This window comes from Oscillospiraceae bacterium, assembly GCA_015068645.1.
Lineage (GTDB): Bacteria > Bacillota > Clostridia > UMGS1840 > UMGS1840 > SIG452.
Window position 1 is genome coordinate 85,417 of the sequence record SVKD01000005.1, and the last position, 14,305, is coordinate 99,721.

The following is a 14,305-nucleotide window of genomic DNA, read 5'->3' on the forward strand; positions in this document are numbered from 1 at the left end:
TATGAATATCCAAAGTTTATCTATCGTTGTTCCCAATCGCTCATGTATCAACAATTGCAAATTCTGTGTCAGCAGAATGCATTGTGAAGATATTCCCTATCATATTCACATTGATGATCCCGATTTTGAAACCCATCAGAGCGATTATTTAAAACGGCTTGCATTCGCAAGAGATAACGGCTGTAATACCGTGATGCTCACCGGTTCCAGCGAACCTCAGCAAAACAAGCAATTTCTGCAATATTTTGCCGAAATGAACAAACGGCTGGAAAAACCTTTCCGTTGGATTGAAATGCAAACCACCGGTGTACTTTTAGATGACGGTTACCTGAACTTTTTAAGGAAAAGTGTTGGAGTAAATACTATCAGTGTGTCCATCACCTCTTTTGATGATGAAGTCAACCGTTCCTACGTGCAGATGCCTGAAAAATATGCAGTAAATCTGCAGGAACTTACGAAAAAAATCAAATCTTTCGGATTCAATTTAAGATTATCTGTCAACATGACTGATTATTTCAATAAATATCATCGGAATGCAGCCGAATTTTTTGAGGATGCGAAAAAATTATTCAATCCAGACCAGATGACCATTCGTCTTCTATACAAAACCAATGACGCAAGTCCCCAGTCTGATTGGGTCAACGAACACGCCTGCAACGAAGATGTCACCAACGAAATCGTGGACACTGTACGTTCTAACGGGATTCAACTGGAACGCCTCCCCTACGGCAGAATCAAATATTCCTATCTCGGAATGTCGTTAGTGGTTGATGATGACTGTATGAGTAAAACTGCTGTGGAAGATTATAAATACTTAATTCTGCAGCCAAACTGCAGATTATACAGTCGTTGGGATGATACTGCAAGTCTTATTTTTTAAAAGCAAACACCATTGTTTTACTACAAGATCACAAAAAAATAATTGCAATATCCGAAAAGCTGTGCTATACTGAAGAATGAAAACAGAAATCATATAGGAGAAAACAGCTATGAATACAAAGAAAACAAGTGGAGCAAAAATAGTTACACTCATTTCCTTGCTTCTCATTATTTTAGTTGTGATTGGGCTGATTGTTTTAAACATCACCAGAATGAACCAAACAGTAACAACTGAAACTTTATTCAGCTTTGGGGAAGAGTATGCCAACAGTATTGTTGAACTTTCAAAAAGCGGAAGTCCTACCATAACCCGTCCCTTGGATAAACACGGCAATCTGATATTGGTAGATATCGATCCCGGAGAGTACAAAATGAAAATTATTGGAACCGGAAAAACGGGTACCGTTACCGTTGAAGATAATACTCAAAGCGAACCTACTGTCAATATCCGCGAACAGTGGAACCAACTTTCTGCTACTCTTTGGCGCGATTATAAGGCAGATATCATTTTCATCGCAATTGGCAGTGCAGCACTTCTTGTTTTATTACATGTTCTCTTTAAAACAATTGCAAGGGGATCCAAAAAGAATGACGGTTATGCAGAAAATCCCTACCAAAAAGCCGGCATACCTGTCACAAATATTCCCCAACAAAGCATGAGATGCTCTGTATGCCACAGCGAAATTCCTCCGGGAAGTAATTTCTGCGTGCACTGTGGTGTTGCGTTTGCAAACCCGGGTTACCAAGCACAGAACCCGCAAGAAAATTATGCTGCTCAAAACAACCTTCCCAGCCATAATGCTGACCAGACAATTATGTAAAATCAGCTGGTTTCATACCAAAAAAGGTGTATCTTCCATGATACACCTTTTTTGTATTTATTCTCGGTAAGACTTCCCCAAAAATCTTCCGGCGCAAGCCTTGATTTTCAAATGGTTTTATGCTATAATAAATTTGTATTTTATGTCGAAAAATGTTGTTAGGTAGCAATCTATGAAACAAAAACAAACCCTCAAAAATATATTTCATAAAACACCGATATCATGGAATGTCACATCTCCTGCCGATAACCAGGGTATCAGCACACGGATACTTTCCAAAAAAGGCTCTGTTTTTCGGTACAACGTGGAATTTTCAGATGGTACCAAAACCACATTTATCGGAAAACGAAAGTCAGCAATCATTCTTGCCAAAGGTGCAAAAATGCTTGCTGAACACAACATTCCGCTTTTTTTGGCTATTTGTATGCGAAACAAAACATTTGGATTTCAAAAAGGTTGGAAACGGGAAGCCTATATCTACCAAAAGATGCCAAAAAAATTGCGAAAACATTTACCGCTGCTGTACGGAGCTGATATTAGACCGCTTGGTAAAACCGGTTTTTTAGCGATGGAGGAATTCTCTTTCAGCACCCCCGTAAGCAAAGAAAACATTTATCAGATTATTGATGGGATTCTCCCAATTCATAATCATTTTTTTAATCAACCAAATGCAGTGAAAGACCTATGTATCAACCGCTTTAGTGCCAAAGATTATAAAAAAGAAAAACGAATTTTAAAAAAGATTTTTGATCATTTAGGGGATAATGTCTTAAGCATTTTAGGAGAAAAGAAGGTGCAAACAATTCACCGTTTTGCAGATCGGCTGGATGAGGAAGCCAAACAAGTATCTTTTCACCAAACTCTGACGCACAACGATTTTTCCAATCGAAATATTGCTGTTACTCCCAAGAAGGTTATCTTTTACGATTGGGAACTGGCTACCTTTCAAAATCCCGAACACGATATTGTGGAATTGGTTCTGTCTGTGATGGACGATATGTCGCCGGAAGAAATCAAAAATGTGTTTACTTATCACAAGGAGCACCTCCCCATCGCAATATCTGAAGAAACCTACAGAAAGTTACTGCGATTTAATCTATTGGAATTTTGCATCATCAAATTAAGCTTAATCCGTGGCGCAGATATCCGATTACAGTTAAATTATGCGAATCGGATTGCGAAAAACATCGCCACTTTAATGGATCTGTTAAATATCGAAAAATAGAAGGAACTCTTATGGAACGAGAACTGAAAATCTTAGAACTTGCCGATTACTATGAAAAATTTGAAGTTGGAAACAGCAGCGCATACCTGATTATCAATAAAAAGCTGGAAGATTATCCGTGTATGTTTGGTTTTGTGAACTTATCGGAAAATCTGACGGATGCCAAGAAGCTGTTTTGCAATTTGGAAAACCGCGCCAAAGAACTTGGCTACCAGAAGATTGTGGGTCCTATGAATTATTGCTCCTGGATGTCGTATCGCTGGACAACTGACAATTACGATTTAAAACTATTTCCCGATTGCAACAATCCGCCGTATTATAACGATATTGTAAAACAACTTGGATATTCTCCACTCTATACCTATCGCAGTGCGGTAATTGATATGAACAATCCTCTGTATGCTATGGGAGAAGCGATTTACAAAAAAAAGCTGGACGAAGGATTTTCCTTCCGTTTTTATCATGGAGAAGAAGCTCTCAGTTTGGCTGAAGAAGTATTTGCCATCTCCAAAGATGCCTTCAGGGATGCTTATCTTTATTCCGATATTCCAGATGAATATTTTACCAAAATCTATATGAGCTGGATAAAGCAGGTAGACGTGGCGATTTATGTGGCCTATTACAAAAACAAACCCGTTGGATACGCTATGGGCTATGCTAATCCCTACAGCAATCATTTCATCTCCAAAACGACTGCCGTGAAAAAAGCTTTTCAGAAAAACAAGCTGTATGTGGCACTCTTATACTTAGGCTATGACTATGTTTCAAAAATGGGATACTCAGATATTATCTATCATTTTCAATGCGAACAAAAGGATATGTTCCGTCGTTTTGACTCGACTGTTGAATCCAATGAAAAAAGATATGCAGTCTATAAAAAGGAGCTTCTATGAAAAAACAATGTACCCGTTGCATCAATGATACCACGGTAAGAAGAATTCAATTTGATGAAAACGGCGTTTGCAATTACTGTAACCGCTATGATACCATCAAAAAACAGTTAAATGATTATCCGCATCTTGAACAGCTCTTTTCAGAAAGAATTGAGCGTATCAAAGGAAAATTTGATTACGATGTGGCTTTAGGAATCTCAGGCGGAAAAGACAGCGTATTTGTGTTGCATGAGCTGGTCAGAAAATATCAACTTAAGGTAAAAACCTTTACCTTAAACAATGGTTTTTTGAGTGATTCTGCCAGATACAACATTGATAAAATTGTAAAAGAATTCGACGTAGAACATGAATATATTGATTTCTCCCCCGAAATCTTAAAAAAATTCTACCGTTATTCAATGAAAAAATGGTTAGCCCCTTGCGTTGCCTGCTCGTACTTAGGCTATGCAACCATGATTAACTATACCGCAAAAATCAATGCAGGACTTTGTATTCACGGAAGAAGTCCGCAACAAATGCTTCGCTATTACGGGGATGATGTGTTTACCGCACTGGTGGATGCAGGGTTACAGTCACCAACTACTTTTGATGTGAATGAATTATATACCGATTTACTGAAAAGCATTGAATGCAAAGTGGATAAAAGGCTGATGGCGGAAGTCAGAAGTTTTTTATTAAAAGACATCAAAAACAATTCATTCCGTGAGTTTGTATCCTATTTTTTGTATCATAAATACGATGAAAAAGAAATCGTGGAGTTTCTTTTAAAAAACACAAGCTGGACTCCCAAAAAAGACTACGACCACTACGATTGCAAAATTCACAATGCCGCGCATTATATTTACCAATGTGCAGAAGGTCGTCCCCACTGTCTGCCGGAAATCAGCTTTTTGGTAAGGAACGGTGATTCAGACAAGCAGACGGCAAAAGACGAAGTGAGAAAAAAGCATTACGAAAAAGCCCCCAAAAAAGAATTAAAATTATTATGTGATTTTGTAAACTTAAGCCCCTCTGTTTTACTGACCAAGGCTAAGATTTACCGAAAATTTTTGAAAAAATGAAACTGATTCACTACCTTTTTAAAAACTGCAAATTCTTAATTTATCTGATTCTTGCAGTTTGCATTAGCTTCATATCGAATATCATGATGCAAAAAGCTTTTAGTATACTCCCAAAGCTGGTTGCACCTGTATTTTTGATTCTTTTCATTCTTCGAACCAACGATGATATCAAAGATTATGAAAAAGACAAAGGCAACAAAACACAATATCTTTCCAAAAAAGAACTGATTTCACTATACATATTCCTGAGTTTTTTACTGGTAGCAATCAATTTATGTATATATCCGATACACGGATTTCTCAGCATTCTAATCATCGGGTATATGCCGCTTTTGGAAAAAGCGGCTCCCTTCAAGCTGTTTTTCGGTGCATTTCTGTTTATTTTGTATGCATGGCTAAACGAGGTGAGCTCTCTGAATCACTATGTGGTGGGAACGTCAGTTTTCTTGGTATTATCCACAATATTTTACGTTATGAAAACGAGGAAATCATATGATTGAATATATCGATTACGTAACATCGACAGAAAAAATCGGAGGAAAGGCATATCACCTTTCTCACCTTTTTGAAAATAAGTTTCCTGTTCCGAATTGGATTGTGTTATCTTCGGATGTTTTTTTTGAGTTTTTAGGAGAAGACAAAGTAACGTATACTTCCCTTTTAAATCATTACACAGAAGAAAACAGAGTACACCTTATTTCCTTAATAAAACACAAACAGTTTTCTGATGAATGCAAACAGAAAATCTTAAACCAAGTGCAATCCGTCTTCTCACAAACGGATTTATTGGCTGTGCGTTCCAGTGCAACTGACGAAGACGGAGATCATCATTCCTTTGCCGGAATGATGGAATCCTTCTTAAACGTGACAATCGAAGACGATATTTTTGATGCAATAAAAGCATGTTACTTATCCTGCTTTTCGGAGCGAATTATGAAATACCGCGCTCAGAACGGACTGATTAACGCCAATATCAGTGTGGCTGTCATTCTTCAAAAAATGATAACGCCCGATGTTTCAGGCGTAATGTTTACTTCTAATCCACGTACCAACAATCCCGAGGAATGTTTGATTTGCGTTGTAAAAGGATTGGGAGAACGGTTGGTATCGGGAGAAGCAGACAGTACCGACTATGTGGTGAACCAAAACGGAGAAATCACTGTCAAAAATATTGCGGATGAGCTTATCTTAAGCGATGAAATCATCAAAAAAATTCACGCAACGGGAATCGCTATAGAAAAAAGCTATTCTCCCCGTGTGGCAAAAGATATTGAATTCTGTCTTAAAGATAACGAACTTTACATTCTTCAGGCAAGAACCATTGCAACCTACAGTTTTTGTGATAAAAACAAGCCCTTGACAATTCTGGATAATTCCAACATTATCGAAAGCTATTCAGGAGTCACCACTCCCCTGACCTACACCTTTGCTAAAGATGTTTACACCAAAATATACAATCAGACTTTAAAAAGTTTTTTTGTGAAAGATTCGGCCATCAAATCCATTCAAGACGATCTTGCCAATATGATTGTGTTCTACGAAAACAAAATCTATTACCGGTTAAACAGTTGGTATAAAATGACAGCCCTCTACCCCGGATATGAAAAAAACAAAAAATATATGGAAAACATGATGGGAGTCAAAGTGGAGCTGGTGGAAACCAAAAAAGCTGCCAAAATACGTGAAATCCGTATTTACACCAGTTTTATTAAGAAAATGCTTCTGATGAAACGGCACAGTAAAAAATTTATTGAAAAATTCAATGCCGTTACCAAACCTTACTACGGTTCTGATTTCAAAGGAGTTAAAAACACAGAACTACTATCTGTTTACAATTCCTTGGAAACAGAAATTTTAGACGATTTCATCACGCCCATCGCCAACGATATGGGCGCTATGATTTTCTATGGATTCTTAACAAATTTACTAAAAAAACAGAATATTCAAAATTATGAAGGGCTCATCAGCGCTGTAATCAGCAAACAAGGAAATGTGGAAAGCGCTCAACAAAGCGAAAAGCTTCTTTGGATTATAAAACAAATTAAAAACGACCAAGAGCTTTCCAATCTTTTTCTAACAAAATCAACAGAAACCATTATCCAAAAAATGGATTCAGATTCTCCTGTTTTCACAGCAATCAGAGAGTATATTTATCAATATGGTGCCAGAATGATGGATGAACTAAAGCTGGAAACCATAACACTTTTTGAAGATCCCACGTTTCTGATAGAAACCATAAAACATTATTTATGTTTAGAAAACTCAGTTACCGAAAATAAACAAGATTCCAAATCGGCACAAAAAGAGTTGCTCTCTCACTTTGGATTATTCCAAAAACCGATTGTCAGTCTTCTTGTGAATATTACCAAATTCTTTGTAAAAAATCGGGAATCCTTACGATTAAGAAGAACCTACATTTATTCCATTGTGCGGAGTATTTATCTGCGTGCAGGTCAAAACCTTTATGAAAAAGGAGTTCTGCTGGCACCAAGGGACGTGTTTTATCTGACAAAAGAGGAACTCACAGATATGATGCAAGGTGCAGAATATGAGATTGCAGCAATCAGAAATTCTATCAATAACCGTAAAGCAGAATACACAAAAAATAAAGATAAAATAACTTATGAAAGAATGCATTTTTACGGTGAAGTGTGTCCTGAGAATGCATTAGCTGTCTACTCCGAACAAGAATGTGTGGACACAGACGTACTGCAAGGTGTAGCCGGCGGCGGAACCGTGGTAGAAGGAACCGTAAAACTGGTAGAAGATCCCGCCGGTTCCGACGTAACAGGTTATATTCTGATGGCCAAACGAACTGATCCCGGTTGGACTGTTCTGTTCCCCATGGCAAAAGCAATCATTATTGAGCGCGGCAGTATCCTCTCGCATTCTGCAGTGGTTGCCAGAGAAATGGGCTTGACCTTAGTGGCGGGAATCCGCGGACTGACAAATAAAGTGAAGGATGGTATGAGAGTGCGGGTTGACGGTATCAACGGCACTGTCGAAATCATAGACGATGAACAAAATGAAAAACAACAAAACGAATAAAAAATTTTCATTTATCCGATATTCCAACTGTTGGGAAGATACCACTGTGCTTTTAGAAGCTCTTCAAATTAAATCGGATGATATCTGCTTATCCATCGCATCTGCCGGTGATAACACATTATCACTTCTTATCTCCCAGCCCAAAAAAGTGTATGCGCTGGACATCAACAAAACACAGCTATATTGTCTGGAACTGAAAATGGCTTGTTTTAAGGCACTTTCTTACGAAGAAATGTTGGCATTTTTGGGAATCGGCACTTGTAACAGAGTTGCTGTTTTTGAAAAATTGATTCCCTATCTTAGCGAAGAAGCAAACAATTTCTTCCGAAAAAACTTGAAAATCATAAAAAAAGGTATCATACACGTGGGAAAATTTGAGCGTTTCTTTCATTTATTTCGAAACGTGGTGATTCCTGTTGTGAGCAGTAAGAAAAAACTTGCCCGTTTATCGGAATTATCTGACTATCAGGAACAAACAGACTATTATAATCGCTATATCCATACGAAAAGATTCCAATTTCTTTTCAGAATCGTTTTCGGTCATAAATTTTTGGGAACTATGGGCAGAGACCGTGATTTTTACCAATATGTGGAAGAAAAAGAAGAAAGCGGAAACGACTTAAAAAAACGGTTTGAATTTGGTATTTCTCACACGAAAAACCGTACCAATCCCTACCTATGCTATATTGCCAATCAAACTTACCGAGAAAATGCTCTTCCTTTGTATTTGAAAAGAGAACATTTTAATACCATTAAAAAAAATCTTTTTAAAATCGAAATGATTCACGGAGACTTATCTTCAGTAAACCATCTTCATTTTGACTGTTTCAATTTATCAGATATTTTTGAATATATGAGCGAAGAAGAATTTTCAGATTGCGAAGAATTGCTTTCAAAAATTTCCAATCCCAATGCACGCCTCTGTTACTGGAATATGCAAAATAAACGGTATTTTAAGGATTCTTGCTTTCAATTAGAGGAAGAACCCTCTCATCAACTATTTCAAAAGAACCAGGCCTACTTTTACAGAGATTTTAGGCTATACAGAAAGGAATCCCATGAGTAACATTGTGGACATCTTTTTAAACGCGTGTCAATTACATAGCAAAAAAACAGCAATCATCTATGAAAAAAAAGGAAAAATCATATCCCAAACCTTTTTGGAGCTACAACAAGATGTATTTGCCACCGTCTGTTATATGAGAAAAAATAAAATACGGCAAGGAGATAAAATCCTTGCCTTTTGTGCGTCCTCTTATGAGCTATGCGTTTTTATGTGGGCATCTTTATTGGTGGGAGCCTCCATTATGTATGTAGATATTTTGGCAAAGCAAAAAAGTCTTCGGGAAATTTTCAAAGAATACACTCCCGATCGGATTTTAGTATGCAATAAAACCAAAGCTCTTCGTTTTTTCTTTCGGGAATTTTCAAAAATCAAGCAAGTAATCAATATTGATAAAATCCCAATGAATTCTTTTGATTCCGATAAAATTGCCTTATCCCGAATATCAGAAGATACGTTGGCATTACTGACTATGACCACAGGCTCCACAGGAATCCCGAAAGTAGCCTTAAGAAGCCATCAGGACCTGATGCAACAACTGCAATTAATCAAGGACAATACCGTGTTATCCTATCAGAATGAAATGGCTCTGACCACTTCATATATTTATGTGTTTGCCAATATGCTCTGCGGCATCACCACCGTGTTACCCCAACTGAATTTAAAGAAACATGAAAAATCGATCAATCAAAGATTGGCTCTGTTTTCTCATTTACCCGTTACAATGGCAATCACCACGCCCGATTTTTGTTTCAAAGCAGAAAACCACTTTCCCAACTTAAAACGTCTGTACGTCGGCGGAGCCATCTTAAATTTGCACGAAGCCAAACAGATTCAGAACAAGTTCCCTGATTCTGAAAATATTGTAATATACGGCTCCACAGAATGCAGTATTATGTGCACAATCACACTGAAAGAATTTATTTCTCTGCTATCACAAACAGGACGATCTCCTTTAGGGTATCCCGTAAAAGGAGTAGATGTCCGTTTAACCGATGAAAACGAAATTATCGTCCATAGTGATGCCCTGCTGGCAGATTATCTTACCCAAGATAAATCCACTAAAACTAACGATGAAAACGGTTTCTTATGGCATCATACCAACGATATGGCAATAAAACAAAACGGTGTTTTTTATTTTTTAGGAAAAAGCAAGTATTTTGTGAGCGTAAACAACCAAAAAATATATTCCAATGAAATCGAACAGAGGATTATCACAACTCTGGAAGAAATATCCAAATGTGCAGTTTTGCAGCATCAAGAAAAAGTTTACGTGTTTTTAGAAGACTACACCAAAGAACTTGCCGAAAAAATCGCAAAAATCCTGCGAAAAACTTATCAAATTACAAATTCCGAAGTGGTGCCCATCAAAAAGATTCCGTGCGATGTGAAGCACCACACGAAGATTCATTACGAAAAGTTAAAAAAGAGGTTCAAACATGACAGAATATAATATTGATGCTCTTTTAAAACGAGGAAAAGAACAGTTTGGCACCAGAAAATATATTTATGAAAAGCATCAGGGAAAATTTGTTGCAAAAAAATACGCCGACTTTGTTTTTGATGTTTATGCCTTTGCTTCCCTGCTCATGGAAAAAGGATTGTCAGATTGCAACATCGGTTTATACGGCCCCAATTCTTATCTCTATATGGTGGCAGATATTGCTGTGATGGGATATGTAGGTACCTGCGTTGCAATATCCAAGGAATGGAAATATTACGACTTGGAAAACACCGTTACCAAACTAAAGCTTTCTGCAATACTGTATGATTCTTCCAAAGAAGAAGAAATCCGTCCTTTAAAAGCTGTCTTTCCGACTGTTTTATTTATTTGTCTGAATGAAATCAAACATCTGAAAGAACAAAGACAATCCCCTGCTCCGAGAAATCCCCAAGAATGTTCCAAAATCGTCTTTTCTTCAGGTACAACCGGGATTCCCAAGGCAATTATGCTATCCCAACAGAATATGTTTGCCAATTGGGAAAATCTTTATAAAAGAGCTCCCCTAAATTGCGAAGATACCTGTTACTTGTTTTTGCCGCTGCATCATGTATATGCGGGAATCAGCGTGTTTTTATATTCGCTCATTACCGGTATGCAGATATATCTGTGCAGCGATACCCAAAATATCTTCCAAGAAATTCAGCAAATTAGACCAACTGTGTTCTGTGCAGTTCCTTTGATTTATGAAAAAGCATACAGAATCTGTAAAAGCGAAAATATCCGACCGTCTGACTTATTTGGCGGACGGATGAAATTTTTATTTTCGGGCGGTGCATTTTTTAAGCCTGAAATCAGAAAATTTTTAAAAGATGACGGAATCAATCAACTTCACTCCTACGGATTATCTGAAACTTCCTCCATTATTTGCGTGGAATATTCCAATCAGAACGATTTTGAATCGGTTGGAACCATATTTGAAAATTTGGACGTAAAAATCAAACATCCTGATGAAAACGGTATTGGGGAAATAACAGTCCGTGGCGAAAATGTTTTTTTAGGATACTACAGAAAAAATCTCCAAGACACTTTCGATAAAGACGGCTATTTTCACACAGGAGATATCGGCTATATCCAAAACAATAAAATCTATCTTTGCGGCAGAAAAAAACGAATGATTTTAATGTCCAACGGCGAAAATGTGTACCCCGATGAAATTGAGGAACTTCTGATGGAACACGAATCCATCAACAAAGCAAAAGTTTTTGAAAAGGACCATAAAATTGTGGCACAGCTATATGTGAATCAACAAATTAACTGTGAAACAGTAATTCAAACAATTAATCAAAAATTGCCAAAATACTCTATCATAACAGATTTTGAAATGATTTCCGACAACGTAGATGTAAGATTGAAATAAACAATACTCTTTGTGAACCACGCGACTATCGCATGGTTTTCATGATACAAAAAAGGCACAGGAAACAAGTTCCTGTGCCTTTCGTTTGATAGAACAACTATCCCTAGATCTGAGAGCCTTCGTCTAAAAGAGCCATGTTGTAAGTGGTGGTGATTTTACCATTGGAAGTAGTTACAACTGCGGTTTCTAACGGATTTTCGTAAGCAATTGCTTCATTTGCTTCGATAGAAACGAATTCTAAAGAAGGGCAAGTATATTTTTTCATATCTGGTTATCCTCCTTTAAAATTATTCAACAGTTACAGTTGCTTCTTCGCTGTAGTTATCACCAACGAAGAATTTGTATTCTTTCACACCTGCGGAAACGCCTTCTAAAACGATTTCAAAGGTACCGTCCCATTCACCAAAGGTGAAGGTGGTGGTGCCGCCGTTACCGTCAGAAACGATATCACCAGGTCTTGCACCATAGTATTTCTGTGCTCTGGTGCCGGTTTTATTGGTAGTAAATTCTACGCCGTATGCTAAATCCATCCATTCAGCGCCGATTCTACCACCCATAGTGATGGTGTTGCCTACAGCTGTTGCAGCAACAACATCATTGAGGAAGGAATCAACAATGGGAGCAACGGGTTTTAAGTTTTCAACATTGAACTGCCAATTGTATGCAGGTAAAGATACTAAAGAACCGGTTTTTGCCATTTTGATTTTGGTAATCAAGGTATCGCCTGCACCGGTGTTTTTAAAGGTAATGGTATTTGCACCTGCTCTTAAGAAGATGATTTCCATATCCTGATTGCCAACACCGTGTTCACCCTGATGCAGTTCGTTCCAACCTACACGGCCAGCCTGCTGGTTAATAACGCCGTAGAAACCGGTATCACTTTCCACAGTCATCTGTGCCTGGGTATCATAAGAAAACTGAATCTGAGTTACATATAAACCTGCTGCGGGAGCAGTTAAGGTAACATCAACAGATCCGTTAGGACCAATTGCAACACCAGATGCACCATAATCGGTGTAGGGATGCTGAGCATTAGAATAATTACCAGACAGAGTCAGTTCGGAAATGCTGGAGGGAGCCAGCGGAATTTCAGCAGTTACCTGATCTAAGTAATCCAGACCATTATTTTCCAAAGCGGTAATGGTAAGGGTTGCAGTGTCATCGCTGATGTTTAAGGTGTTTGCACCTTTTAACAGATAGATGTAACCGGTTTCACCAGCTTCCAATTCTGCAACAGAACCGATTTCGGAAGTTACAGTAACAGCTTTGTCAGAAGATACTTCATATACACCTGCTAAGTCAGCAGTGTAAGAGGTAGTTCCGGGAGTAGTGGTGGGAACATCAGGAGTCGGTTCAGGTTCTGCAACATAAGGAACTACTTTCAGCGCTTTCATTGCCATCTGAGGTAACCAAAGATCATTTGCAGTAAACGGATAAGTAGTACCAAATCTGGTAGTCTGAACAATCGCATCGGAACTTCCGATATTTGTGAGGGTAATGGTCTGTTCGCCGGCTTTTAAATAAACGATTTCAGGATCTCCTTTGTTGGAACCATCAGCCCATGCAGAAGAAGATGAACCTCTAAGCAGAATATCTGCATAGAAACCGGTATCGGAAGTCACTCTGATAGTACCGCCTTCTGTACCGGAAAGGTAGGGATAGTAGATACCTGCACCCTGATTCGCTGTATGGGTCAAGGTAACTGATTGACCGGGAGTCAAATAAATTGCATCATTAGAGGTCACATCATGGGTATCTTTGGTTCCGCTGATCAGTACATTCGGAATGTTAACCTGATCATAGAATGCTTTACCGTTGTCTTCCAGAGCGGTAATGGTTAAATTAGCACCGTTGCTAACCTGTACTTCGTTTGCGCCTTTTACCAGGAAGGTATAGCCGGTTACGCCTGCTGCTAATTCTGTAACAGAACCAGCTTCGGTAGTTACAGTAGTAGCTTTGTCAGCAGTTACCGCATACACACCTGCATAAGGAGCATTGTTTGAAGATACTGCTCCAGCTGCGCTTACTGCAACAGTCTGAACCAGTACACAGCTTAACATCATAACGATTGCTAAGCCGAGGCTTAAAAGCTTTTTCATTTTGCTTTCATCCTTTCTTTTTTTGTTTATATTTTTTGTTTTTTTTTTGCAAAATAACTATACTATTATATATAGATATGCGTATGGATATTCCAATGTTATCTTATCATTTTTTTGAAAAAAAGTCAATTCACAGTCAGGACATCTTCCTTTGTAAAAAGTCTTAATTTGAAAAATACAAACAATATCCCTATGCTCTTTCATTATAGATTACCAAATAAAAATCATATTTTATCTGGTCTTATCACGAAGCCGATTTTAGTATTTGTTTATCGTAAAATGGTATATTTTAATTGTCAATGATAGTTGTTTGCCCTACTTCAAAAAAATATGGCAGAGAAGAAATTTCTCTGCC

Annotated in this window: 10 protein-coding genes; 9 read left to right on the forward strand and 1 reads right to left on the reverse strand. The window is 37.9% G+C overall.

What is annotated here, in order from left to right; translation table 11 throughout:
• The first annotated feature begins 1 nt into the window (after position 1).
• From E7413_03290 to E7413_03330, 9 genes are all read left to right on the forward strand, one after another.
• Positions 2-880, forward strand: a complete 879-nt coding sequence (locus E7413_03290; protein ID MBE7018886.1) for a radical SAM protein — start codon at positions 2-4, stop codon at positions 878-880.
• 109 nt (positions 881-989) lie between these two features.
• Positions 990-1,700 carry a zinc ribbon domain-containing protein gene (locus E7413_03295; GenBank protein MBE7018887.1) on the forward strand — a complete coding sequence of 237 codons (711 nt, stop codon included), beginning with the start codon at positions 990-992 and terminating at the stop codon, positions 1,698-1,700.
• A gap of 172 nt (positions 1,701-1,872) precedes the next feature.
• The gene (locus tag E7413_03300; protein MBE7018888.1) at positions 1,873-2,925 is read left to right on the forward strand and encodes a hypothetical protein; all 1,053 of its coding nucleotides are present in this window, start codon (positions 1,873-1,875) and stop codon (positions 2,923-2,925) included.
• An 11-nt stretch (positions 2,926-2,936) separates the two neighbouring features.
• Positions 2,937-3,818, forward strand: coding sequence for a hypothetical protein (locus E7413_03305; GenBank protein ID MBE7018889.1), 882 nt, complete (start codon positions 2,937-2,939; stop codon positions 3,816-3,818).
• Positions 3,815-4,879 carry a hypothetical protein gene (locus E7413_03310; protein MBE7018890.1) on the forward strand — a complete coding sequence of 355 codons (1,065 nt, stop codon included), beginning with the start codon at positions 3,815-3,817 and terminating at the stop codon, positions 4,877-4,879. The genes E7413_03305 and E7413_03310 overlap by 4 nt, the downstream gene beginning before the upstream one ends.
• A 492-nt stretch (positions 4,880-5,371) precedes the next feature.
• Positions 5,372-7,927 carry a hypothetical protein gene (locus E7413_03315; GenBank protein ID MBE7018891.1) on the forward strand — a complete coding sequence of 852 codons (2,556 nt, stop codon included), beginning with the start codon at positions 5,372-5,374 and terminating at the stop codon, positions 7,925-7,927.
• On the forward strand, positions 7,896-8,993 hold the full coding sequence (locus E7413_03320; GenBank protein MBE7018892.1) for a DUF3419 family protein: 1,098 nt from the start codon (positions 7,896-7,898) through the stop codon (positions 8,991-8,993). Before E7413_03315 ends, E7413_03320 begins: the two co-directional genes overlap by 32 nt.
• Entirely contained in the window at positions 8,986-10,443 is a 1,458-nt protein-coding gene (locus E7413_03325) for an acyl--CoA ligase (GenBank protein MBE7018893.1), read from the forward strand. The genes E7413_03320 and E7413_03325 overlap by 8 nt, the downstream gene beginning before the upstream one ends.
• Positions 10,430-11,851 carry a long-chain fatty acid--CoA ligase gene (locus tag E7413_03330; GenBank protein ID MBE7018894.1) on the forward strand — a complete coding sequence of 474 codons (1,422 nt, stop codon included), beginning with the start codon at positions 10,430-10,432 and terminating at the stop codon, positions 11,849-11,851. The genes E7413_03325 and E7413_03330 overlap by 14 nt, the downstream gene beginning before the upstream one ends.
• Before the next feature lie 287 nt (positions 11,852-12,138).
• On the opposite strand, the gene E7413_03335 is transcribed toward E7413_03330, so the two are convergent.
• Positions 12,139-13,950 carry a hypothetical protein gene (locus tag E7413_03335; protein ID MBE7018895.1) on the reverse strand — a complete coding sequence of 604 codons (1,812 nt, stop codon included), beginning with the start codon at positions 13,948-13,950 and terminating at the stop codon, positions 12,139-12,141.
• Positions 13,951-14,305 lie beyond the last annotated feature (355 nt).

Bases quoted from the DNA above. Each gene is read 5' to 3' on its own strand.
- E7413_03290 (MBE7018886.1), top strand. From the start codon at position 2: ATGAATATCCAAAGTTTATCTATCGTTGTTCCCAATCGCTCATGTATC.
- E7413_03295 (MBE7018887.1), top strand. From the start codon at position 990: ATGAATACAAAGAAAACAAGTGGAGCAAAAATAGTTACACTCATTTCC.
- E7413_03300 (MBE7018888.1), top strand. From the start codon at position 1,873: ATGAAACAAAAACAAACCCTCAAAAATATATTTCATAAAACACCGATA.
- E7413_03305 (MBE7018889.1), top strand. From the start codon at position 2,937: ATGGAACGAGAACTGAAAATCTTAGAACTTGCCGATTACTATGAAAAA.
- E7413_03310 (MBE7018890.1), top strand. From the start codon at position 3,815: ATGAAAAAACAATGTACCCGTTGCATCAATGATACCACGGTAAGAAGA.
- E7413_03315 (MBE7018891.1), top strand. From the start codon at position 5,372: ATGATTGAATATATCGATTACGTAACATCGACAGAAAAAATCGGAGGA.
- E7413_03320 (MBE7018892.1), top strand. From the start codon at position 7,896: ATGAACAAAATGAAAAACAACAAAACGAATAAAAAATTTTCATTTATC.
- E7413_03325 (MBE7018893.1), top strand. From the start codon at position 8,986: ATGAGTAACATTGTGGACATCTTTTTAAACGCGTGTCAATTACATAGC.
- E7413_03330 (MBE7018894.1), top strand. From the start codon at position 10,430: ATGACAGAATATAATATTGATGCTCTTTTAAAACGAGGAAAAGAACAG.
- E7413_03335 (MBE7018895.1), bottom strand. From the start codon at position 13,950: ATGAAAAAGCTTTTAAGCCTCGGCTTAGCAATCGTTATGATGTTAAGC.